The following is a 23,319-nucleotide window of genomic DNA, read 5'->3' as shown; positions in this document are numbered from 1 at the left end:
AGATGGGTGAGCTCGACGTCGGAAAACTCTTCCCTGTGAAGCGCGATAATCTCCTCGCGCCACAACACGCTGGTTTCGAGCACGTTGGCCTTGTCGACCGAGCAGACCTTGTTTCGCCTCGTCCGTGCCAGCTCGAAGGCGGCGCGCCACACGGCGAATTTGGCTGGTGGTATATTGCTCGGTATTGAAGCCACGCCGCTGGCCGTCCGGAAGCGACTCGATTCCGCGAGGCTGGCCGAAATAGATTCCACTGGTCAGCTCACGGATGATTACGAAATCCACGCCCTCGAGCACTCCGGCCTTGAGCGGCGCGGCGTTCGACAGCGCCGGATTGGCCACGATCGGGCGGAGATTGGCATAGAGATCGTACTTGCTTCGCAGAGACAACAGACTTCCAGCCTTTCGCGCCGCCGGAGGAACCTCCTTGGTTTCGGGACCGCCGGTCGCCCCCCATAGAATGGCATCGGCTTCATCCATCGCCTCGACAGTGTCCTCGGGCAACACCTTGCCGGTTGCGAGATAGGGAACGAGGCCATACTGCGCTTCACGCAAGGTCACGGGCACGCCCCGCCTGGTCGCGAACCAGCTCAGCACGCGATGGGACTGGGCCGTCACCTCAGGCCCGATGCCCTCGCCGCCGACCACCGCGACCCTGATCATATTGGATGGACTGTTCATGCCGATTTCCTTGCGAAATGGATCCAGGGTCGGGCGAGCCGGTCCGAGGCCTGAAAGCTTCGGATTTCAGTATCGCGCTGCAAGGTGAGAGCCACCTCGTCCAGCCCCAGCAGCAGACCCTCGCGCCGACGTGGATCGATCTCGAAGCGGTGCTGTTTGCCTGAAGGCGAAGTGACCGTCTGCGTTTCCAGATCAATGCTGATGCGGCCCGCGCCTTGGGTCGCGGCTATCTCCGCGGCCAATCCATCGACAATTGCCTTGTCGACAACAATCGGCAGGATTCCGTTCTGGAAACAGTTGGCAAAGAAGATGTCGCCAAACCCGGAGCCGACGATGGCGCGGATGCCCAATTCCTGCAGCGACCATACCGCACCCTCACGAGAGGAGCCGCAGCCGAAATTGGGGCCGGTCACGAGGATCTCCGCCCGCCTGTATGGCTCGCGGTTGAGGATGAAGTCCTGATTTTCCGAACCATCCGGCAGATAGCGAAGCGACCCGAACGCCCATTTGCCCAGCGTTCCCCGGACCGAATTTCCGACGAGGCGCTCGATCCGGATGATGACGTCGGTGTCGATATTGCTCCGCATGATGGGCGCGGCGATCGCCGTCAATCGATTGAAGGGCTTTGGCATCGTTCAACGCTCCATGGCGCGTACATCGGCAATGGCGCCCGCAATCGCGGCCGCCGCGGCGCTTGCGGGACTCGCCAGATGGGTTCGCGCCTGCGGTCCCTGTCGACCGACGAAATTGCGATTCGACGTCGAAACCGAGCGCTGTCCCGGTCCGACCGTCTCTCCATTGGCGGCAAGGCACATCGAACAGCCGGGTTCGCGCCATTCGAAGCCAGCCTCGGTGAAAAGCTTGTCCAACCCCTCCGCAACGGCCTCTCGCTTGACGATCTCGGAGCCCGGAACGACCCAGGCTCGCACGCCTGAAGCGACCTTGCGGCCTCTTGCGATTTTGGCGGCCGCTCGCAGATCGCTCAGGCGGCTATTGGTGCAGGAGCCGATGAACACCCAGTCCACCGGCGTCCCCGCGATCGGCGCTCCCGGCTTCAGCCCCATATAGTCGAGCGCGTTTTCGATGGAGGCCCGCCGCGCCGGATCGTCGATCGCTCGCGGATCGGGGACGCGATCATCGACACCGATCACGTGCTCGGGACTGATGCCCCAGGTGATCTGCGGGATGATCTTCTCGACATCGATGTCCACTTCCTTGTCGAACACGGCATCGATATCACTCGGAAGCTCGCGCCAGTGCCCTACCGCGAGCTCCCACATGTCGCCGTCGGGCGCGTAGCGGCGCCCGCGCAGGTATTCGTAGGTCTTCTCGTCCGGCGCAACCATCCCCATTTTGGCGCCGAGCTCGATGGAAAGATTGCAGATCGTCAATCGCCCTTCGACAGGCATGTCGCGGATCGCGCTGCCTGCATATTCTACCGCATGTCCTGTCCCACCGGCCGCGCCGATTTGGCCGATCAAAGCGAGGATCAAGTCCTTGGCGGCGACGCCCGGCGGCAGCCTGCCCTCGAAGTTGACGCGCATGGTTTTGGGCCGGCGCTGAATGAGCGTTTGCGTCGCCAGCACATGCGTGAGCTCGCTCGAACCGATGCCGAAGGCCAGAGCTCCCAGGCCGCCATGGGTGCAGGTATGGCTGTCGCCGCAAACGATGACGCAGCCCGGCAGGCTCAAGCCAAGCTCGGGGCCAATGACATGGACGATGCCCTGGCCTGGCTGATCGACGTCGAACAGCTGAATGCCGCTGGCCGAGGTTTCGACCCGCAACGCCGCCAACAGCTCCTGACCAATCTTGATCGTGCCCGCACGTCCTCGCGCGGTCGAGATGGCGTGGTCGGGCGTCGCGAACGTCAGTTCCGGGTTATGAACGGCGAGGCCACGGCTCTTGAGATCAAGCAACCCCCGTGACCCACCCAGGTCGTGCAGCAGATGGCGGTCGATGTGAAGGAGATCCGTGTCCTCGGTCAACCGAGCAATGACATGCTGCTCCCAGATCTTGGCCAGCAATGTGCGACCGCTCATGCGTTTTCCTTCCCTGCTTTCCCGAGCGCGCGGTCTTGACGACCGCAGACCGTCTTCCGCTGCTTTGTCGTCTGATCTCGACGAGCGGCATCAAAGCATGACCGGCCGCCGTCCGGCTAGAGGCTAACGCGGCAAGCCGGATGCCCTGGGGGCATATCCGAATGCTTCATTTGCCGGATCGCGAAGCGTTGCCAAAGTCGGCCACCCCAGACAGTAAACGCATCGCCCGCCCTTGCGAAGATCCGGAGTGCGGCTGCGCCTGGCTCTTTCGTCCTGAGCAGGCTCTCAGCGTTCGCCTCGCGCCTTTCCGAACGCGCCCGCGGCCGCGAGAGCAGCGATGCGCTCCTCGTCATAGCCGAGCGTGTTGCGCAGGACGTCCTCGGTATGCTGACCCAGCAACGGCGCTGCGACCGGGTCGATGCAGGGCGTCAGCGACATGTTGAGCGGCGTCTCGATGTTGGGGACCATGCCGGCGGTCGGATGCGGAATCTGGCTGATCCGGTAACGTTCCCGGACCTCCGCTGCGTTGAAGCTCTGCTCGACCGTGCGCAGATGGCCGACGGGTATGTTGACCTTCTTCATCTTGGCCATCCAGTTCTCCAGCTTGTCGCTGGCGAAGATGTCCGCAATGATTGCGCGCAGCTTCTCCTTGTTGGCCGAGCGTACCCTCCGGCTGGCAAAATCCGGATGGGTAACGAGATCGGGCCGTTCGAGCACCTCGGTCACGAGGCGGCGATACAGTCGATCGTTGGCGCACGCCATATAGAGCGGCCCGTCGATGGTTTCGTAGAGTCCGACGGTCGGCGAGCCGTTCGGCGAGTTGCCGAACCGGCCCGGGTTGTTGCCATTGATCAGATAAGCCATGCCGTAAAAGCAGGTCATCCCCATTGCGATATCGAACAGCGCGACTTCGACATGTTGCCCTTTTCCGAGCCGATCGCGCGCGATCAGCGCCAGCAGGATGGCGTTGCAGGCCGACATGCCCGTCGCCAGGTCGACGATGGGAGGGCCCGTCCTCACCGGCGGGCCATCCGCGAAGCCGTTCAGGGACATGAAGCCGCTTTCGGCCTGGGTAATCGGGTCGAATCCCGGGCGCGAGGCAAAGGGCCCCTTGCGGCCATAGGCCGAGATCGAGCAATAGATCAGGCGCGGGTTGGCCGGCGCCACCGAGGCATAGTCCAGACCAAACTTTTCCATCACGCTCGCGGAGAAATTCTCAACGACCACGTCGGCTCGATCAATCAGGTCTCTCGCAACCGCGCGCGCCTCGGGAACCGTGAGGTCGAGTGCGATGTCGCGCTTGTTGCGGTTCAAGCTCAGATAGGCAGCACTTTCTCCTGCGATCTCGGCGTGTTCGTACGCGCGGCTGTCGTCTCCGCCTTCCGGATTTTCGATCTTGATCACCTCCGCCCCGAAATCGGCCAGGGTCTGCGTACAGGCTGGCCCCGCGACCACACGGGTAAAATCCACGACCAGCAGACCGCCGAGGGCGGTAGGCGCGTCCTGCGCTCTTGGCAAGCGGTCCGGCAGGGGCAGTCTGGCAGTCATGGTCGGGCATTTCCTCTGTTGGGTGCGGCGGTGCCACGTGAATCCATTTTTCGCGCCGGACTTTAGGGTTCAATCCCCACGAACTACAAGGGGCCCAGGACCTACTACACGGATTGGCGCCCCCGCCATATCGCACTTGACAAGCGAGCAGCCACCCGCAGCGAAACATGGTCAGGCGCAAAAACGCGAAAAGGCCCGGTGGCTCGAGGCCACCGGGCGAAACGGAACAACGACTTCGTCTCTCCTAAGGCGTAGATCAGATATTGCGCCACTCATCCGCGCTTCCGGCCGGCGAGACATCTTCGCCAGTACAGCGTGTTCAACCAACCCCAGGGATGTCGGGGTCGAAAGAGGCGGTAGCCGGCCTTGATGAAGTTGTTGGCCGATACGACGTTGATCGCGGTCCGGGTGTGGCCCCGCGCTATCGAGCGGATTTCCATGATGGTCTTGGATCTGGACAAGCTCAAACCTCGTCGCGCGCGAGGTTCTCGCACGTTGCTCGATGAGTACGATCCCTCATGTTTTCACACGGCTGTATCGCCGTCCGAAACGCGATGGTTGGGAAATCCGTCGGCCGGTCCTTTCGTCCGGGGCAGCCCAGCAAACCAACAGTCTCGGCCCTCACGTCAGCCCGTCCGAGAGCACGATCAGAGCAAGGCCGGCAAGCGCCAGCAAGATCAGATAGGCGGTCATCCATCGTGCTTCCTTTCGCTAGTGGCATACGCGGCATGATCGCGGACGGTGCGATCATTTCGGGCGCGAACCCTATCCTCGATAGCCAAGGGGCCGCGGGCGGGCGCGAGACGCGCACCGCCGGCCGGCACGTTCGCGCGTGCCGGCCAATGGTTGGATTTGATCGAGACGAGAAGCTCGGACGGCGACTCGCTGGCGACGACGCAAGCGAGCAGGTGTGGTGTCCTGACGTGCGAGCCACCGTCCATAGGGAATTCAGAGATCGTCGCGGTTACGGCTGCATCAGCAAGACGGAGCCGCCCCTGCGTTCTCCCATGAAAAAGCCCGCGGCCATCCTGGCGGCGCGGGCTCTGCAATTTCTTCCGACAATGCCAATATGCCGGTGATTTGCCCGACGAGTCAAATTTTTCGGAAAATGCGACAGACGAAATTCGGCGAGCCGCAACCGATTCTGCAGGTTGGCTTCGTGCCAAGCTGGAACGGAGATGGCTCCTCTCTTCGCTCCGTATAGACACTGACAACGACGTCGCTACGCGTCCGGATTACCGGACCACAGGTCCGCGAGGAGCCCGCCAGTGTATTTCGCCGCCGTGGTTCTGATCATTCTGTCCGGGCTGTTCTACGCCGCCGGCGGTCACGAGATCGGCGCCATCGGAGAGAGCATGTGCCGATATGGCGGGCCATTCTGCGACAGTCCGCACTATTTGCTGATTGCCGGCGGCCTCGCTGCGGTCTGGGGCGCGTTCGTCAGCATCCGCTGACGCGGTGAAACGGAAAAGCCCGCAGCCGTTGTTCGGCGCGGGCTCACATTCTTCTCACAACGATGCCATAATGTCGCTGATTTGCCCGACGAGTCAAGGACGATGAAGTCAGGCACGCTGATAGCGCGCGCTGGCCACAATCGCTGACGCCGTCCCGAACCAATCGCAGTTCTGGACAGTGTGTCATCGCGGGCTCATCATCCGCTTCGCATCAGCGGGAGACACGGATCGATGGATGTCGAAACCTGGCTGATCAGCCTCGGCCTGAGGCAATACGCAGCTGTATTCCGGGAGCACCGGATCGAAGCCGACGTGCTGCCGGAGCTGACGGACCATCATCTCAGGAATCTGGGTATTCCGCTCGGACATCGGCTGAGAATGCTGCGCGCCATCCGCGAGCTCTCCGGCGACAATATCGTCGTCGCCGATCCGGCGCCGGCGGCGCCCGTCTTGCAGGACGGCGCCGAGCGTCGGCACCTGACGGTCATGTTCTACGATCTCGTCGGGCTGAGCGCATTGGCGACCCGGCTCGATCCCGAGGACCTCGCCGACCTGATCCGTGCGGCGCATAATGCGATCGCAGCGGCGGTGGCGCGGTTCGGTGGGCATGTCGCGAAATGGGTCGGTGACGGCGCCACGATCTATTTCGGCTATCCGCGCGCCCACGAGGACGACGCCGAGCGCGCGACGCGCGGCGCCATTGCTCTGCTCGATGCCGTCGCCGCGCTGCGACGTGAACACGCCGTGCCGATCGAGGCGCGGGTCGGCATCTCGACCGGTCTGGTCGTGGTCGGGGAGTTGATCGGCGAGGGCGAAGCGCGCGAGCGAGGCGTGGTGGGCGATACGGCCAATCTCGCGGCGCGGCTGCGATCGACCGCCGAACCCGGCACCATCCTGGTCTCGGACTCGACGCGGCGTCTGCTCGGCAAGACCTTCGAACTGAGTGCGCTCGGACCGCAGATGCTCAAAGGCTTCCGCTCGCCGATACCCGCCTGGCTCATCGTGGGCGAACGGAAAAATGCCAGCCGTTTCGACGCCTCTCGGGCGGAGGCGCTGACGCCCTTCGTCGGCCGCGACGACGAGATGGCGCTGTTGCTCGACCGGTGGCGTCGCGCAGTCAGCGGCGAAGGGCAGGTGGTGCTGCTGTCGGGCGAGGCCGGCATCGGCAAATCGCGCGTCGTGGCGACGCTGCGCGAACGAATCCGCTCGGAGCGGCACATCGTGATGCGTTATCAATGTTCGCCTCACCACGTCAACGATGCGCTCTATCCGGTGATCGGTCAGATCCGGCACGCCGCCGGCCTGGTTCGCGGCGAGCCGTCGCCGACGCGGCTCTCGAAGCTCGAGCAGGCCACCAACGACGCCGGACTATCCGGCGACAGGATTGTTCCCTATCTCGCCTCGTTATTGGCAATTCCGACCGCTGAGCGCTATCCCCAGTTCGACATGTCGCCGAGCGAGGCGAAGGAGCGCACCCTGACCGCGCTGCTCGACGCAGTCGTCGAGCTTGCAGGCCAGGCGCCGCTGCTCGTGATTCTCGAGGACGCGCACTGGATCGATCCGACCTCGCTCGATCTGACCGGCCGGCTCATCGACCGCCTGCCCGGCCTGCCCGCGCTTCTGGTCGCGACCTTCCGTCCCGAATTCACCGCCCCCTGGCTCGGCCACCCCTCCGTTACGGAACTGTCGCTCAGCCGCCTCCCCCGTCATCAGGCGCTCGCGATGATCGACCGCATGACCTCAGGCAAGAAGCTGCCGCCGGACGTGCTCAGTCAGATCGTGGCAAAGACCGACGGTGTGCCCCTTTTCATGGAGGAGCTGACCAAGAGCGTGATCGAGTCCGGCCTGTTGCACGAGCAGGATGGGGCTTACGTGCTGACGTCGATGCTGACGCCGCTCGCGATCCCTTCGACCCTGTACGACTCGTTGACGGCGCGGCTCGATCGCTTATCGCCGATCAAGGAAATCGCGCAGATCGGCGCGACGATCGGCCGTGAGTTCTCACACGCGCTGATCGAGGCCGTGTCGCCCGTCAAGGGCGAAGCCCTGCACGAGGCGCTGCATCAGCTCAAGGAAGCGGAGTTGATCCACAGCCGCGGCACCGAGCCGAATGCGAGCTATGCGTTCAAGCATGCGCTGGTCCAGGACGCTGCCTACAGCTCGATGTTGCGCGGTCGGCGCCAGCGCATTCATGCCGATATCGCGCTCGCCTTGCAGCAGCGCGCGACCGAGGAGGAATACCCGCCGGCCACCATCGCCTATCACTTCACCGAGGCGGGGCTGGCCGCTTGCGCCGGCCCGGCGTGGCTTGCCGCAGCGGAGTTGGCATTGTCGCGGTCGGCCCCGGTGGAGGCCGAACGTCATGCCGGCGCCGGTCTGGCGTTGATTCCGCTGATCGCGGAAGGCCCGGAACGCGACGCACTCGAGCTCAGTCTCCTGGTCGCACGCGCCAACGCGCTCGTGCCGCTGAAGAGCATTTCGGCGCCGGAGACGTTTGCGGCGATGAATGAAGCCAAGCGCATGCTGGACCGCGGCGTCGGAACGGATCTGCAGCGTGTCTCCATCCTGTTCGGGCTCTGCGCGGCGACGACCCTGATGGCGACGATGCAGCCGGCCCTCGAACTGTCGCAACAACTCATCGATGCCGCCGAGCGCCAGAACGATCCGACGCATCGGCTCGTCGCCTACCGCATTCTGGCAACCAATCAATACTACGCGGGTCAGAACCGCGATGCGTTCGCGAGCCTGGAACATGGCAGGCAATATCGCGAGCCGCGCCGGCAGAAGTCGCTGAGCTACCGGTTCGGTTGGGACCCGAGCCTGTCCATCCTCTGCTTCGAGGTGCTGGTGCGGCTGTCGCTCGGGCTGCTCGACAGCGCTGCGCGCCTCGGTGAGCAGATCCGAACCGAAACGCTCCATCACGAGCACACCGCCACGGTCGCAACGGTGAATTTCTGCGCCGGCACCTGGCCGCAGGCCGTGTTGGGTGACCTGGAAGCGCTGGAGCGCGATTCCGCCGCCTTGTCTGCCTATTGCGCCGAGACGAAAGTCGCGCAGATTCACCGGCTCGCCGACTTCCATCACGCCTATGCCCGCGCCATGCGCGAGCCAACGGAGCGAAACATGGTCGCGCAGCGCGCGGCGCTGGATGGCATTCACGCGACGGGCGGCTTCACGGGAAGCTCGTTCATGATCTCGAACCTGGCCGAGGTCGCCCTGGCGGCGGAAGACCTGAAGCGGGCGGAGAAGGACCTGCAAGAGGGCTTGGCCTTCGTCGAACGCTCAGGCGAGAACTATTGGGCCGCCGACCTGTATCGCTTGAGCGGGCAGCTCGCGCTCCGGCAAGCGAAGCCCGATCGGCCCCGGGCGGAAGCGTGCTTTGCACGAGCGATGGAAATTGCCCGTGGGCAGGAAGCGCGGTTGCTGGAGCTGCGCGCGACGACCGATCTTGCCCGGCTGTGGCAGGACACCAGGCCGGAGCGGGACACTGGCGCGCTGCTTGCTCCGATTCTGGCGGGGATCGAGGGCGGCGATGATGCGCGCGACGTTCGAAACGCCCGCGCCCTGCTCTCTCGGTCCGCAGCAACGCCGACGCCCCCGGCGCCGAGGCTCACGAGCGCTCTCCATTCTCGCAGCCGCTGATAAAATAGAGGTGGCCACGCGGGTCGAAGTTTCGAACTGACAAGATCAACAACCTCAGCTTGCAGAATGGCTGACATCCGGATAGGCCCGATGTACAAGTGCTTGCGACCTGACCTTCCGCCTCCAATCATCGGTCTTGGACCAGCCTGTAGTGCTTGCGTTCCAGGCCCGTAGTGTCCCATGCCAGCTCCCATTTCACGTAACTGTCATGACAACTCGGCCACTGTCATCTTGATTGATTCCGCGGCCAAGGGCATTCGCCCGCGCGACAACCCCTTCGCAGGAGAAACCGATGTCACCGAACGCTGACCAGCCGAACAACGATGATTCGAGCAAAGCTGAGGGACCGATCGTTCGGAGCGCCAGCTCGATATGGGGACTGGTGCTCGATCATCTCGTCGACAAGCACATGGAGGCCGTCGCGGCGATGAGGGTCAACCCTCCAGGTGGCGTCGCCCGGACATCCGATGGCGTCGTCGTGACGAGCAAGGAGCTCTACGATCAGGTCCTGCTCAATGCCGACGGCAACTACACCAATGCCGGATATCAGGAGCGCATGGAGCAGAGCATCGGTCCGATCTTCCTCGGCATGGATTGGGGGCCCGAATACGTCAAGGAATCGACGCCGGGCAATGCCGCGATCGGCAAGGTGACGAGGCGGGAGGCCTTCGAGCTCGCGCTGAAAGAGACGCGCACAGCGCTGGCGACCATACCCTCACCCGACGGCATCGTCGACATCCAGAGCCTATCCGACGTGGTGGTGGCGAAGATTTGCAGCCATTATTTCGACATCCCGGACGGCATCTTCGTCAAGCCCGGCGGGTTTTCGGTGTCCAACCTGCTTTCGCCGGGGGTTTGTCCCGCCGACTACACCTTCCCCTCCGCCTACATCTTCCATCCCGATCCGGATTTCATCCTCTCCTTCACCGGGAAGCGGACCGGCCAGATCCTGAGGGAATCGGTCGGGAAGTACGTGGCCGACAAGCGCGACTCCGCGCAATTGCCGGCTGCACCGATCACCCGCGCCTTGTTCGAGCAATATCCGGACTCAAAGGACAACGATCTCCTGGCACGAACCATCGTCGGCGTGATGATGGGAGCGTTGCCCACGATCAACGGCAACCTCAACGGCGTCGTCAAGGCCTGGCAACGGACCGCCACCCTGATGGCCTTGCAGGCGCAGCTCAAGGCCAACGTCCAGGCCGACGCGTTCGTCAAGGCGCATGAGGTGATCGAGCTGCCGATGCGGCAGGCCATGCAGATGCAGCCGACCCCTGACGCGATCTGGCGTCGCGCCACCAAGGATCACACGCTCGGCACCCAGAACCCGGTGCAGGTGAAGGCCGGTGACAAGATCTACCTCAGCATCGTGCAGGCGACGCAGGAGTGCCTGCGCAACGGCAGCGATGACGTATCTCCGATTTTCGGCGGCGACCGACGCAAGACTCCGCATCCGATCCATTCCTGCCCAGGCTTCGAGATGGGATTCGGTATCCTGCTCGGGATCGTCTACGGCGTCGTCGAGTTTCAGCCAAAGTAGCGATCGCGACCGCCTGCTTTCGGGGACGCCGCCCGCGGGCGTGCACGCGTGCGGCACCATTGACTCGGTGCCGGTAGCGGAACTTTTTCCTGCACCGCGACTTGGACCCACGCATTCATCATCGCCCACAGGATTGCCTGGCCAGCCTACCATCCATGCCCCCCAAGCCCGAAACCAAGCGCCCGGCACGAAAGACCATCGCAAGGTCGTTCTTTCGATGGCTCGGGCCGGGTCTCATCACCGGCGCGGCGGACGATGATCCATCGGGCATTGCGACCTATTCGCAGGCCGGAGCGCAGTTCGGCTTTGGATTGCTCTGGACCGTCTTTCTGACGACGCCGTTCATGATTGCGATCCAGCTCGTAAGCGCACAGATCGGAAGGGTGACCGGAAAAGGCCTCGCCGCGAATGTGATGGAGGTGATGCCGCGCTGGCTGGTCCTGGCGCTGATCTCCCTTCTGGTCCTGGCGAACACCTTCAACATCGCCGCCGACATCGCGGCGATGGCCGAGTCGCTCTCGCTGGTGATCGGCGGCCTCAATCATGAGCACGCGCTGATCTTCGCCTCGGCCTCCACGCTGCTGCAGGTGTTCGTGCCCTACCGTCGCTATGCGCCGGTGCTCAAATTCCTGACGCTCACATTGTTCGCCTATGTCGTCACGGCGCTGACGGTCGATGTCCCGTGGCGTCAAGCCTTTCAGGCAATGGTCTGGCCAAGCCCGACGATCAATGCCAGCTATTGCCTGATGGTGGTCGCCGTGCTTGGCACCACCATCAGCCCCTACTTGTTCTTCTGGCAGGCCTCGCAGGAGGTCGAAGAGATGAACCGCGGCCGCGTCGCCCGGCCGCTGCGCGAACTTGCGCGCGACGGCCATCATGAGCTCGACCGCATCAAGGTCGACACGACGGTCGGCATGATCTTCTCCAACATGATCGCCTTCTTCGTCATCCTGACCACCGCCGCCGTCTTGAACGGACACGGCATCAAGAACATCAACTCGGCGACGGAGGCCGCGGAAGCGCTGCGGCCGCTCGCCGGCCAGTTCACGTTCATGCTCTTTGCGCTGGGAATCATCGGTACCGGCCTGCTCGCCGTGCCGGTGCTGGCAGGTTCGGCAGCCTACGGTGTCGCAGAGGCGTTCGGCTGGCACGCCACACTGGAAGCGCGGGCGCCGGAGGCGGCCGGGTTCTACACCATCATCGCCGCCGCCACGATCATAGGCTTTGGGCTCGGCTTCACCGGCATCAACGCCATCCACATGCTGGTCTGGAGCGCCGTGCTCAACGGCATCGTCGCGGTCCCGATCATGGCGATGATGATGGTGATCGTCTCCAACCTGAAGCTGATGGGGCGCTTCAAGGCGCGGCCCTGGCTGATGGTGCTGGGCTGGATCGGCACCGCGATCATGGGCCTTGCCGTGATCGCCCTGTTTGCGTCGTTCGTCGCCGGCCTCGGACAGGCCTGATCAAGCCGAATTTGCTGTTCTCAAGGCAAACTGATGACGCAGGCGTCCGCTATTACTGCGCTGCGGCATGAGATTTGTATGTTATGACGACGTCCTGCCTCGAACGCCGGGCGCCCGAAGCAAAACGAAGAATATCCTTGGGGGAACGCCTTGAGCAAACGTGACCGTACCGCCGCCCGCACGACGCCCTATTCACCTTCGCCGCATGGCCTGGCACTGCTGCGCGATCCGCTGCTGAACAAGGGCACCGCATTCACCGACGAGGAACGCGATGCGCTGGGCCTGCGCGGCTTCCTGCCGCCGGCCGTGCTGTCGATGCAGGCGCAGGTCGAGCGCGTCCTGACGCATCTGCGCGGCCTGCCCAGCGATCTCGAGAAATACATCGCACTGAACGCGCTCCATGATCGCAACGAGGCGCTGTTCTTCCGCGTGGTCTGCGACCACATCGACGAGATTCAGCCGCTGATCTACACCCCGACCGTGGGACTCGCCTGCCAGAGATTCGGCCTCATCTTCCAGCGGCCGCGCGGCCTGTTCATTTCAGCCAAAGAACGTGGCCACGTCGCCGAGATCCTGAGCAACTGGCCTTACCCGGCCAAGCTTATCGTCGTGACCGACGGCGAGCGCATCCTCGGCCTCGGCGATCTCGGCGCCTATGGCATGGGCATCCCGGTCGGAAAGCTCTCGCTCTATTCTGCTTGCGCTGGAATTCATCCCAAGCTCTGCCTGCCCGTGACGCTCGACGTCGGCACCAACAATGAGGAGCTGCTCAACGATCCCTACTATATCGGCCTGCGTCAGCGACGCGTGACTGGAACGGACTACGACGATTTCGTCGACGAATTCGTCACCGCGGCGCGCGAAACCTTTCCGGGCGTGCTGATCCAGTTCGAGGATTTTGCCAACCACTCGGCCTTCCGCCTGTTGCACAAGTACCGCGACGATGCGTGCGTCTTCAATGATGACATCCAGGGGACGGCCGCCGTGGCGCTGGCCGGCCTGTTTTCCGCGCTTCGCGTCACTGGCGGCAAGTTGAACGAGCAGAGGCTGCTCTTCCTCGGCGCCGGCGAAGCCGCAACCGGCATCGCCGAGCTCGTGGTCTCCGCGATGGTGGCCGAAGGCGCGTCCGAGGCCGAGGCGCTGCGGCGCAACTGGCTGGTGGACTCGCGGGGCCTGGTGGTCAAGGGACGGCCGGGACTGACCGAGCACAAACTGCGCTTCGCGCATGAGCAGGCGCCGATCTCGGATTTCCTGACTGCGATCCGCACGCTCAAGCCCACCGCCATCATCGGCGTCGCCGCGGTCGGCGGGGCCTTCACGCCCGACGTGCTGAGAACCATGGCGCGGCTCAACGAGCGACCGATCATCTTCGCGCTCTCCAACCCGACCTCCAAATCGGAGTGCTCGGCGGCGGAGGCCTATCGCCATACCGAGGGCCGGGCGCTGTTCGCCTGCGGCAGTCCTTTCGACGCCGTGCAGCTCGATGGCAAGACCTTCATCCCCCGCCAGGGCAACAACTCCTATATCTTCCCCGGCGTTGGCCTTGGAGCAATCGGCAGCGCGTCCAGGCTCGTGACCGACGAGATGTTCATGGCGGCCGCGCATGCGCTGGCCAACTCGGTCAGCGAAGCCGATCTGCAGCAAGGCAGCCTGTATCCGGCCCTGCCCAGGATCAGGGAGGTCTCCGCGCAGATCGGCGCGGCTGTCGCCGGTGTCGCCTATCAGCGCGGACTTGCCGGCGGTCCGACTCCCAACGACCTCGTCGGGTTCGTGCAGACACAGATGTACGATCCGAGCTACTGAAGCGGAGGATCAGCTTCGCTGCAGCAGCCGCCGCAGGCTGTGAATGTCCGCGACCTTCTCGATCTCGAAGATCGTCTCGATCAGCTTCATCGAAGGTTCTCGGCCGAGCACGGGCGCCGTCAGGTCGCGCGCCTTATCGATCACCTCGTTCCGCGTCATGGGATTGCGCGGCGTGCCGCGCACCGCGCCAACCCGCTCCAACAGGTGGCTGCCATCCGCGAGATCGATCTCGACCACCGCCTCGCGCGCCGGCAGCACCTTGGCGAGTTCCTCGTCGCGCACCAGCTCGATCTTGGCGCGCTGCTGGAGCACCGCCGGATCCTGCATGCGCGGCTTGTCGTGCGCGGCATGGAACGACACGGTCTTGTCGATCAGCATCACCGCGACCATGTGCTGCAGGCAGATGTCCGGAATGTCGCGATTGTCCACCACGGCGGCAACCGAAGGTGCGAGCCGGACCGTCACCTTCTTCACCTGGTCGGTTTCGAACGGCTGCTTGCCGCGGATCGCCTCGATGGCGTCGAGCGGAGCCTGGATCGGTGAGCCCACCGTCCATTTCTTGATGTCGGTCTGGGCGATCTCGTAGCGTTCGCCGAGCTTGTCGGCCAGCCGATCGGGTTGTGCCTTCGGGGCATAGGCCGTGAAGAAATTGTCCGCCCCGGAGAAGATGTCGTCGACGCCGTTCCAACCCGATTTGACCAGCAGTGCCGCCGTCACGCCGTTGCGCGCCGGCATGCCCGCGAACACGAAGGCCTTCTCGATGTGGTCGGTGTCGCGCCGCCAAGCGAGAAATCCGGAGGACTCCTGCGCGGCGTAGTCCAGCGCCCAGCGTACCTGCCGGGCGTCGAGGCCCGCCGCGCAGATCGCCGCAGCCGCCGCACCGAAGGTTCCGGCGATGCTGTGGGTCGAGAGGCTGTTCTCATAGCTGAAGGAGGCGCCGCCCATCGCCATGACGACGCGGGTGCCGACGTCATAGCCCAAGGTCACTGCGCGCAGCAGTCCAATGCCGTCGACGCCGAACACCTCGCAGCTCGCCAGCGCCGCCGGCACGACGGAGCAGCCCGGATGCGAGCGGGATTCGTTGTGGGAATCATCCGTCTCATCGGCATGCGCCATCACGCCATTGGCGAGCGCAGCATCAATCGGCGAGGCCGTCAGCGCCGAGCCCACGACGGTGATCGCACCGTTGCCGCCATGCTCCCGGATATAGCGCTGCGCCGCCTGACCGGGCGGCAATTCCGAGCCGGAGATCATCGCCGCGACCGTGTCGACCAGATGGTATTTCGCCTGCTCGGCGACTTCGTCCGGCAATGGTCGCGTCAAGGCTGCGCTCATATAGGTGCTGAGCGCCGTCATGATCGGGCCGGGACCAGGACTGGCCCCCTGCGCCAACGTGCATACCGGCCGCGCCCCCAGCATCGCCGCCGTGCCCGCCGCCATGCCGATGAATCCGCGCCGCGACTGCATCTTGATAACCCATCCGTCAGCAGCGCGGCCATGCGAGACCGGCGCCCGCTCATGGACACAGGTTTTGCTTGAAAATGCCTCAGATGGCAACCTGCCGTCCGATCTCGACCACCTGATCAATGGGAAGGCTGAAGAAATCGCTGACATGCTGTGCATTGCGTTCCATCAGGGCGAACAGCCGTTCCTGCCAACCCGGAAGGCCAGTGCCGTCCTCGCGGCGGATCACCGTCTCGTGTCCGACGTAGTAGGTCACGTCCGCAAGGTCGACAGTGCAGCCGAGCGACTTGCTGGTGGTGAGCAGCTCGGGAATATGCGGACGTTCCATGAAGCCGAAACGCGCCTCGGCACGCCAGACATTCGGCGCGACCTCCTCGAGCATCATGCGGCTCCCGGAGCTGATCCAGGGCACGGAAAGAATCTCCACCCGCAGCACGAACAGATGTTCGTGCAGTGCGCGGTTGTGCTTGACATGCCAGACCATCACCGGCGGCGTGTCCCGCGCGGTGCGGGTGAGAAACACCGCCGTTCCCGGCACCCGCGGCACGTTCTTGGCCGCGATCTTGGCCATGAAATCCGGAATCGGCATCAGCGCCTCGTGCATGCGCATCGAAACGGCCGCGGCACCGCGGTGCCAGATCCACATCAAGCCGTAGACCGTGATCGCCAGCACCAGCGGCACATAACCGCCTTCGGCCACCTTGGTCAGGTTGGCGAGGAAGAAGGCGCCGTCGATCACCAGGAAGAACGCGGCGACCGCGCCGGCCGCCGGCAGGCTCCATTGCCATATCTCACGCATCGCAATGAAGAGCAGCGCCGACGTCATCAGCATGGTCAGGGAGACCGCAATGCCGTAGGCCGAAGCGAGATTGTCCGACTTGCCGAACCCGACGGTCAGTCCGAGCGTCACCGCCATCAACACCCAGTTGACGGCGCCGACATAGATCTGGCCGTAGCCCTCCGACGAGGTCTGCTTGATCTGCAACCGCGGCAGCCAGCCGAGTTGAATCGCCTGCCGCGTCATCGAGAACGCGCCGGTGATGATCGACTGGCTGGCGATGATGGTGGCGATCGTCGCCAGCACGATCAACGGCAAGAGCAGCGCGTCCGGGCACAGCCGGTAGAAGATGTTGCCGTCGGTCGGCGCGCCTTCAAGCACCAGTGCCGCCTGCCCAGCATAGTTGAGGATCAGGCTCGGAAACACGACCGCGAACCAGGCGAGCTTGATCGGCTTCGCACCGAAATGCCCCATGTCGGCATAGAGCGCCTCTGCGCCGGTGACGCAGAGAAACACCGCGCCCAGCACCAGGAAGCCGGTGAGCCCGTTGGAGAACAGATAGGACAGCCCGTAGGTCGGGCTGAGCGCGGCGAACACGGAGGGATGCCCGACGATCCCCCGCAGGCCGAGCAGCGCCATGATGACGAACCACGCAAGCATCACCGGGCCGAAGAACCGGCCGATCTCGGCAGTTCCCCGCGACTGGATCGCGAACAGCGCAAGCAGGATCGCGACCGCGCCGGGCACGACATAGGGCTGCATCAACGGCGTCGCCATCTCGAGGCCCTCCAGCGCCGACAGCACCGAGATCGCCGGCGTGATCGCACCATCGCCGTAGATCAGGGCGGCGCCGAACAGGCCGACTGCGACGATGGTCGGCCTGTGTTGCTTCTTCACGCCGAGCAGGGCCATCAGGGCCAGAATGCCGCCCTCGCCGTCATTGTCGACGCGCATCGCGAACAGCACGTATTTCACGGTCGTGATGATGAAGAGCGTCCACAACACCAGCGACAGCGCGCCGAGCACGGTGGCTGCATTGGGAGATTTCTCCGCCGTGCCGAGGATGGTCTTGAACGTGTAGAGCGGGCTCGTGCCGATATCGCCGAACACGATTCCGAGCGCCGACAAGGCCAGCAGGGTCACCTTGCCCCGCGGAGGCTGTCGCGCCGTAGCGCCGGCCGGCTCGGCTGCGCTCGCCGTGCCATCCAGTTCATGCGCTTCGCTCGCCACGGTCAGGGGGTCGCTCATGGTGTTGGTATAGACTATCCCGCCAAAGTACGACACTCCAACGACCGGACCGCCATCCGGACCTGCTAGACAAGGCCAAGTTCGGCCGGGCGTGCGCCGGGGAAGATGCGCTGCAGGTTCGCCGCACCGAGCCCATACATGCGCTCGAACAGGCCGGCGAGCATCGCGCGATAATCCGTCAGGACGGGATAGTCGCGGTTCTGGAACAGGTGGACCTGGTCGATCTTGACCTGCTCGCCGTGGATGCGGCCGCCATTGATGCCGCCGCCCAGCACCCAATAGACGCTGCCGTGGCCATGATCGGTGCCACGATCGCCATTCTCGCGGAAGGTACGTCCGAACTCGGAGATCACGACGACGACGGTGTCGCGCCATCCTGGCTGGCCAATCTCCTCCGAGAAGCCCGCGAGGCCGCGCCCGAGCTCGCCGAGCCTGTCGGCGAGATAGCCATTGGCTGCGCCTTGGTTGACGTGCGTGTCCCAGCCACCGACATCGACGAAACCGACATTGAATTGATCCCGCATCAGGCGCCCGATCCGGCGTGCCGACAGTTCGAAGCCGCGCGGTGATACCGCCCCCCGATTGGCTGCGGTCATCTCCGCAGAAATGGAGCGATAGACATCGTCGCGCACCCGGAAGCCTTCCGACACTGACGGCGCAAGCGGGCTTTGCGCATACATTTCCTTGATCAGGGCGGCCTGCCGGTCGTCGACGCTTGGCTTGCCGACATTGTTGATGCTGGTGTTCGGAACCTGTTTCGTGCCGCGAAAGATCAACGGCAATTGATCGGTGAAGGAGATCGGCCTGGTGCGCGTGAGCTCGGCGGCAAGCCGGCTCATGAAGCCTGAGCGATAGTCGCGAGCACCGCCAACCGACTGGCCAAGCTCGATCGTGTCTTGCGTCTCGAAATGGCTGCGGGTGAGATCATCGCCGGTGCCGGCAAACGGAACGAAAGCGATCTCCCGCTTCTCCCATATCGGATAAAGGCTGTCTCGGAACGCCGGATGCAATCCCCAGTCCGCACTCAGCGACAGCGCGGCATTGGGATTACCGGCGTCGGGCTTCGCGATGCCGAGCGTTGGACGTGACTGATAGTAGAAGTCGCTTGAAACCGGCACCAGCACGTTGGCGGCGTCGTAGGCGCCGCGCAGGAACACGACCAGCAGGCGTGCGTCGGTCGCGGGCGCCGCCCAGACGCGGCCGGCCACGGTCAAGGGAGCGGCGGCAGCGAAGGCCTTGATCAGTTCACGGCGATTCATCGTCGCTCTCCCTCCGCATGGTCAGTGCATGAATTCGGGCGACGACAGGAACAGCGTATTCCAGTCCTGAGGCGAGACCGCCTTGTCGAGCGCCGCGAGCGTTGCCGGCCCCAGCGTCTGCTTGAGCCCGTTGAAATAGAGTGCGTTCTGGACCAGCGGAAATGCCGGCTGGTCGACCGCGTTCGGCACATCCGGCTTGAACAGGCCCGACGAGCCCGAGCCGATCTGGCGGGCAATCTCGAAGCGCACCATCATCTGGCCGGGACCATTCCAGGAGGCCGATGTCATCGAGTAGCCGTCCGGGGTCTCGTGGTTGAACAGACCCTCGCCCATTCGGTTGACCCAGTTCTGGATCGGAGCAGTGTTGAGGATCACCTTGTCGTCATAGGCGAGCCGTACGGCCGAGAGCGCATAATGCATCGGGTCCTTGAACCGCGCGCCGGGCTTCAGCGAAGTTGAAAACTCCGGCGCGTGCACCATCGCGGCAAGCACCGCGGCGATGTCGCCGTCCGATGTCTTGAAGGCCTGCGCCATCTTCTGAACCAGCGAGTCCGGCGGATCGTCGGAGACGAAGTAGGTCGCGATCTGCCGCGACAGATGCGTCGCCGTCGCCGGATGATGCACCAGGATGTCCAGCGCCTCGTCGACCTCGGCCAGCCCCTTGCCCTTGATGAGATGGCCAAGCAGCGTCTTGTCGCCGTAGTCGTGGCGCGCAGGATTGAACTCGAAGGCGCCTTCACGCAGGAGCTGCGACTGCAATGGCGGCGGAAGCTTAGGATCTTCCGGCTTCACGTCGATGCCGACACCGGTCAGGATCTTTGCCAGCGCCTCGACGTCGGCTTGGGTGTAGCCGGAACCCACGCCCATGGTGTGCAGCTCCATGATCTCGCGGGCGTAGTTCTCGTTGATATGGCCGGCTGCGTTGTCGGCATTGTCGAGGTAGCGCAACATCGCCGGATGATGCAGCGTGGCGGACAGCAGATCCCGGAACTTGCCGAGAGCAAAGGGCCGGATCGCATGGTCGACGTAGTCGCCGACCAGGATGCGAAGGTTCGCCTTGTACTGGTGCACGTTGAAATGATTGAACCAGAACCAGGTCATGCGCTCACGCAACTGGTCCGGCGCGTAGAGCGCGCGAAGGATCGTGCGCGCGGCCGCCTGCTTGGCCCGATCGTTCATGGCGCCCTGGTAGACCTGCTGCGCGGCCTTTTTCTGCTCGGGATCGGCGACTTGGTTGGCGCTCTTCGCCTGCTGATCGAAAGAGGCGGCCATGTCGAACGGCAGCTTGTGCACGTCCGGCATCGCCTCGATCTGGGCATTGACGGCTGCCGGCAACGCCATGCTGGCAGGCGGATGAAGCTGTTCCTGCAACCACCGTTCCATGCCGACGCTGCGCAAATGCTCCGCGCTCGACGCATCGACGCCCCAGGTCAGCCGGTCCAATAGCGCGAGGTCATGGGGACTGAATTCGCCCGGCTGGGTGGCGGCGATCGTCGGCGCCATTGCAACCGCCAGCAGTACGACCCGCATGATCCGCCGACAGCGGCTGGATTGCAGAAGCTCCAATGAGATCATCGAACCGCCAGGACTTGCAATGAGGACTTGCGATGAGGACTTGCGATGAGCGCGAGACGCGGAACCAAGCTTGGCCAAATATGTCTGAATAGGCACTGAATGGAATTCCCTCAAGCGACACGCCGAATGGTTCCGGGCTACCGAAGGCTCCGGAATATTTCGGCGCACACATCGATCAAGGCCAAGTACGAGCAACAGCCGGGCGAGATTTTCCCGCACCGGCGCCAGTTGTGTTGCGCATAGCGAGGCTTGACCTCAATTGAAGTGCCAGGTTTGCGAAGTTCTCAGCGTACCGTTCCCGCAATCGAAATTCCTCCGACGCCTGGTCAAGATTCTCTGTTTCATAGTGTCCGCGGGCCTCGCCGTGAGCGAGGCCCAGGCCGAGGGCTGCCCGACCGCGAAGGATGAAATGGCCACCGACCGGCCCGATGTGACCAATTCGAGCCTCGTCGTTCCCGTCGGCAGCCTCCAGAACGAGAATGGCGCAAACATCAGTGCGCGCGACGGCGCCCAGGCCATCGACGGCACCAACAGCCGCTGGCGGCTCGGGGTCGCGCCGTGCCTGGAAGTGCTGGTGGACCTGCCGAGCTATGCCGCCCCACTCCGAGGCGGCGGCCCGTCGGGCTTCACCGACGTGGCGCCGGCATTGAAATGGCAGGTCAGCCCGCTCCCCGGCAAGCTCGAGCTGTCCATCGTCGCCGGCGTCGCACTGCCGACCGGCGCGGTGGAGATCGCCGGGCGCGGGGCGCAGCCCTACCTGCAGCTCCCCTGGTCCTATGAGTTGCAGGACGGCTGGGGCGTCAGCGGCATGTTCACCGGGTTCTTCCGTCCCGAGGACTTCACGGCCAGGAGCATCACAGAGACGACCTTCGTGCTGGAGAAGAAGCTGACGGAGAGGTTCAGCGCCTTCACCGAATATGTCGGCGACTATCCGCAAGGTGCGAGCCCGAGCCAGCTCTGGAATTCCGGCGGCGAATATCATCTGGACCGGACGCAACAGGTCGATTTCCATGTCGGGATCGGACTCAACCACAATGCCCCGACCTATGTGGCCGGCATCGGCTACTCTTTCCGCCTCGACGGATTGTTCGGAGGACCGGCGAAATAGCCACCGTTTCCTCGTCCAGCCGGACCGCGTATAGATGTAGAGGTCCGAAAAACAAGAACCGGCCGCGGGAGGAAACGCCATGACGACCCAATCGAAGATCACCAACGTCGAAACCTTGGCCTGCGATGCGGGCTGGCGAAACTACCATTTCGTCAAGGTCACGACGGAAGACGGCGTGGTCGGCTGGAGCGAATACGACGAAGGCTTTGGTTCGCCCGGCGTCAGTGCCGCCATCCAGCGCCTCGCCACGCGCGTGGTCGGCCAGAACACGTTCCAGCACGAGCGCATCTATGCCGAATTGTTCGCGGCGACGCGTCCGGCCACCGGCGGCGTGGTGTCGCAAGCGCTCGGCGCAATCGAGAATGCGCTGCTCGACGCCAAGGCGAAGCTGTTGGGCGTGCCCTGCTATGAATTACTCGGCGGCAAGATCAGGGACCGTATTCGGGTCTACTGGTCGCATTGCGCGACCTGGCGCATCAACCATCCCTCCTGGTACAAGCCCGCGATCGAGAGCCTCGACGGAGTCAAGGCAATCGGCCGCGAGGTGCGCGAAAAGAAGTTCACTGCGCTGAAGACCAATATCTTCACCTATGATGGCGGCAAGCCGACCGGCTGGCGGCCCGGCTTCGGCACGCCGTTCCAGCCCGAGATCAATGTCGATCGCAGGGTCTTGCGCGACCTGCGCATGCATCTGGAGGCTATCCGGGAAGGTGCCGGGCCGGACGTCGACATCCTGCTCGACCTCAATTTCAACGCCAAGACCGAGGGGTACTTGAAGATCCTGCGCACGATCGAGGATCTCGACATGTTCTGGATCGAGATCGACAGTTTCAGCCCCGAGGCGCTCGGCTACATCCGAAGGCAGAGTCCGCATCCGATCTCGTCCTGCGAGACGCTGTTGAGCCTGCGCGAATTCCTGCCTTATCTCCGCGAGCAGGCGATGGATGTCGCGATCATCGACACGCCCTGGAACGGGGTATGGCAGTCGATGAAGATCGCCGCCGCCGCGGAAGCCTGCGAGGTCAATGTCGCCCCGCATAATTTCTACGGCCATCTCTGCACCATGATGAACGCGCATTTCTCCGCTTCCGTTCCCAACCTGCGCATCATGGAAATCGACATCGACCGGCTGGCCTGGGATCACGAGCTCTTCACGCATCTGCCGCATATCCAGGACGGCCATCTCGTGATACCGGATCGCCCGGGTTGGGGCACGGCGCCGAACGAGGAAGGGCTGCGCGCACATCCGCCGAAGGGGCAAAGCGGGCTTTTGAACTATGGAAGGGCTCCGTAACGACGGCTCCCTTGCGCGCAGTGCTCGCTCTCTGGCGAGCGCGGCGTTCGGTTTGATCAGGTCCGTCAGCGATACACCCGAGATGCACGCCCCCGGGTTCGAAGGCGGCAAGTACGGCCGAACGCTGATCTAGCGACCACCCTGCTGGTAGGATCGCTGCGACGCTGCCAGAAGGTTCGAGGACTGGCTCCGGCCAGTCCCGGAATATGTCGCTATCGCGATGCCCGACAGCAGCAGCAGCGCTGAATAGAAGAGGACGATACCACGCGCCCACCTTCGATAGGTCACGCGATCCTCCGGCGTCCTTTCGCGGAATTTCCGCGCGGTCAGGACGTTCGAGCAACAGCCCGCATCATTGCCATCCGAAAACATGCAATTCCCCTCCGACTGGAGCTTCCGGAAGAAGGGCGTTCTTCACGGCCG

General features: G+C 63.9%; 15 protein-coding genes and 1 pseudogene. 7 read left to right on the top strand and 9 right to left on the bottom strand.

The window, feature by feature from the left end; genetic code table 11:
- The 5 genes and pseudogenes from JOY90_RS32350 to JOY90_RS32330 all read right to left on the bottom strand — a co-directional run.
- Window positions 1-660, bottom strand: a pseudogene (locus tag JOY90_RS32350) (isocitrate/isopropylmalate family dehydrogenase); the annotation flags it as partial.
- Window positions 661-674: 14 nt separating this feature from the next.
- Window positions 675-1,310, bottom strand: a complete 636-nt coding sequence (leuD, locus tag JOY90_RS32345; protein WP_291695154.1) for a 3-isopropylmalate dehydratase small subunit — start codon at window positions 1,308-1,310, stop codon at window positions 675-677.
- A gap of 3 nt (window positions 1,311-1,313) precedes the next feature.
- Window positions 1,314-2,717: a 3-isopropylmalate dehydratase large subunit gene (gene leuC / locus JOY90_RS32340; RefSeq protein WP_291695153.1), complete on the bottom strand. Its 1,404-nt coding sequence runs from the start codon at window positions 2,715-2,717 to the stop codon at window positions 1,314-1,316.
- 285 nt (window positions 2,718-3,002) lie between these two features.
- Entirely contained in the window at window positions 3,003-4,265 is a 1,263-nt protein-coding gene (locus JOY90_RS32335) for a CaiB/BaiF CoA-transferase family protein (protein WP_291695152.1), read from the bottom strand.
- 272 nt (window positions 4,266-4,537) lie between these two features.
- On the bottom strand, window positions 4,538-4,726 hold the full coding sequence (locus JOY90_RS32330; protein WP_367277024.1) for a hypothetical protein: 189 nt from the start codon (window positions 4,724-4,726) through the stop codon (window positions 4,538-4,540).
- Between the two features lie 807 nt (window positions 4,727-5,533).
- Here JOY90_RS32330 and JOY90_RS32325 point away from each other — a divergent pair.
- The 5 genes from JOY90_RS32325 (at window position 5,534) to JOY90_RS32305 (ending at window position 14,170) form a co-directional block, all read left to right on the top strand.
- On the top strand, window positions 5,534-5,719 hold the full coding sequence (locus JOY90_RS32325) for a hypothetical protein (protein WP_291695151.1): 186 nt from the start codon (window positions 5,534-5,536) through the stop codon (window positions 5,717-5,719).
- Window positions 5,720-5,950: 231 nt separating this feature from the next.
- Window positions 5,951-9,361 carry an adenylate/guanylate cyclase domain-containing protein gene (locus JOY90_RS32320; RefSeq protein ID WP_291695150.1) on the top strand — a complete coding sequence of 1,137 codons (3,411 nt, stop codon included), beginning with the start codon at window positions 5,951-5,953 and terminating at the stop codon, window positions 9,359-9,361.
- Window positions 9,362-9,653: 292 nt separating this feature from the next.
- Entirely contained in the window at window positions 9,654-10,901 is a 1,248-nt protein-coding gene (locus JOY90_RS32315) for a hypothetical protein (protein WP_291695149.1), read from the top strand.
- Window positions 10,902-11,056: 155 nt separating this feature from the next.
- Window positions 11,057-12,367, top strand: coding sequence for an NRAMP family divalent metal transporter (locus tag JOY90_RS32310; RefSeq protein WP_291695148.1), 1,311 nt, complete (start codon window positions 11,057-11,059; stop codon window positions 12,365-12,367).
- Between the two features lie 150 nt (window positions 12,368-12,517).
- Window positions 12,518-14,170, top strand: a complete 1,653-nt coding sequence (locus tag JOY90_RS32305; RefSeq protein WP_291695147.1) for an NAD-dependent malic enzyme — start codon at window positions 12,518-12,520, stop codon at window positions 14,168-14,170.
- A 9-nt stretch (window positions 14,171-14,179) separates the two neighbouring features.
- Here the strand turns inward: JOY90_RS32305 and JOY90_RS32300 are convergent, their stop codons facing one another.
- The 4 genes from JOY90_RS32300 to JOY90_RS32285 all read right to left on the bottom strand — a co-directional run bounded on the left by JOY90_RS32300 (window position 14,180) and on the right by JOY90_RS32285 (window position 20,449).
- Window positions 14,180-15,637: an MmgE/PrpD family protein gene (locus JOY90_RS32300; protein WP_291695146.1), complete on the bottom strand. Its 1,458-nt coding sequence runs from the start codon at window positions 15,635-15,637 to the stop codon at window positions 14,180-14,182.
- Between the two features lie 79 nt (window positions 15,638-15,716).
- Window positions 15,717-17,660 carry a potassium transporter Kup gene (locus tag JOY90_RS32295; protein ID WP_291695145.1) on the bottom strand — a complete coding sequence of 648 codons (1,944 nt, stop codon included), beginning with the start codon at window positions 17,658-17,660 and terminating at the stop codon, window positions 15,717-15,719.
- A 65-nt stretch (window positions 17,661-17,725) separates the two neighbouring features.
- Window positions 17,726-18,919 carry a DUF1501 domain-containing protein gene (locus JOY90_RS32290; RefSeq protein WP_291695144.1) on the bottom strand — a complete coding sequence of 398 codons (1,194 nt, stop codon included), beginning with the start codon at window positions 18,917-18,919 and terminating at the stop codon, window positions 17,726-17,728.
- A 21-nt stretch (window positions 18,920-18,940) separates the two neighbouring features.
- The gene (locus JOY90_RS32285) at window positions 18,941-20,449 is read right to left on the bottom strand and encodes a DUF1800 domain-containing protein (protein WP_367277023.1); all 1,509 of its coding nucleotides are present in this window, start codon (window positions 20,447-20,449) and stop codon (window positions 18,941-18,943) included.
- A gap of 409 nt (window positions 20,450-20,858) precedes the next feature.
- Between JOY90_RS32285 and JOY90_RS32280 the strand changes: the two genes are divergently transcribed.
- Window positions 20,859-21,602: a transporter gene (locus JOY90_RS32280; RefSeq protein ID WP_291695143.1), complete on the top strand. Its 744-nt coding sequence runs from the start codon at window positions 20,859-20,861 to the stop codon at window positions 21,600-21,602.
- Between the two features lie 79 nt (window positions 21,603-21,681).
- Window positions 21,682-22,896 (top strand): mandelate racemase/muconate lactonizing enzyme family protein, encoded by a 1,215-nt coding sequence (locus tag JOY90_RS32275; protein ID WP_291695142.1) that lies wholly within the window; start codon window positions 21,682-21,684, stop codon window positions 22,894-22,896.
- Window positions 22,897-23,319 lie beyond the last annotated feature (423 nt).

Origin of the sequence: Bradyrhizobium sp. (genome assembly GCF_019242285.1) — a bacterium.
GTDB lineage: Bacteria > Pseudomonadota > Alphaproteobacteria > Rhizobiales > Xanthobacteraceae > Bradyrhizobium.
The sequence above is the reverse complement of the archived record's forward strand: the minus strand, read 5'-3'. Positions and strand labels throughout refer to the sequence as shown.

Coding starts and splice junctions, on each gene's coding strand:
- JOY90_RS32310 (WP_291695148.1), top strand. CDS start 11,057: ATGCCCCCCAAGCCCGAAACCAAGCGCCCGGCACGAAAGACCATCGCA.
- JOY90_RS32335 (WP_291695152.1), bottom strand. CDS start 4,265: ATGACTGCCAGACTGCCCCTGCCGGACCGCTTGCCAAGAGCGCAGGAC.
- JOY90_RS32285 (WP_367277023.1), bottom strand. CDS start 20,449: ATGCGGGTCGTACTGCTGGCGGTTGCAATGGCGCCGACGATCGCCGCC.
- JOY90_RS32275 (WP_291695142.1), top strand. CDS start 21,682: ATGACGACCCAATCGAAGATCACCAACGTCGAAACCTTGGCCTGCGAT.
- JOY90_RS32300 (WP_291695146.1), bottom strand. CDS start 15,637: ATGCAGTCGCGGCGCGGATTCATCGGCATGGCGGCGGGCACGGCGGCG.
- JOY90_RS32290 (WP_291695144.1), bottom strand. CDS start 18,919: ATGAATCGCCGTGAACTGATCAAGGCCTTCGCTGCCGCCGCTCCCTTG.
- JOY90_RS32320 (WP_291695150.1), top strand. CDS start 5,951: ATGGATGTCGAAACCTGGCTGATCAGCCTCGGCCTGAGGCAATACGCA.
- JOY90_RS32315 (WP_291695149.1), top strand. CDS start 9,654: ATGTCACCGAACGCTGACCAGCCGAACAACGATGATTCGAGCAAAGCT.
- JOY90_RS32295 (WP_291695145.1), bottom strand. CDS start 17,660: ATGAGCGACCCCCTGACCGTGGCGAGCGAAGCGCATGAACTGGATGGC.
- leuC (WP_291695153.1), bottom strand. CDS start 2,717: ATGAGCGGTCGCACATTGCTGGCCAAGATCTGGGAGCAGCATGTCATT.
- leuD (WP_291695154.1), bottom strand. CDS start 1,310: ATGCCAAAGCCCTTCAATCGATTGACGGCGATCGCCGCGCCCATCATG.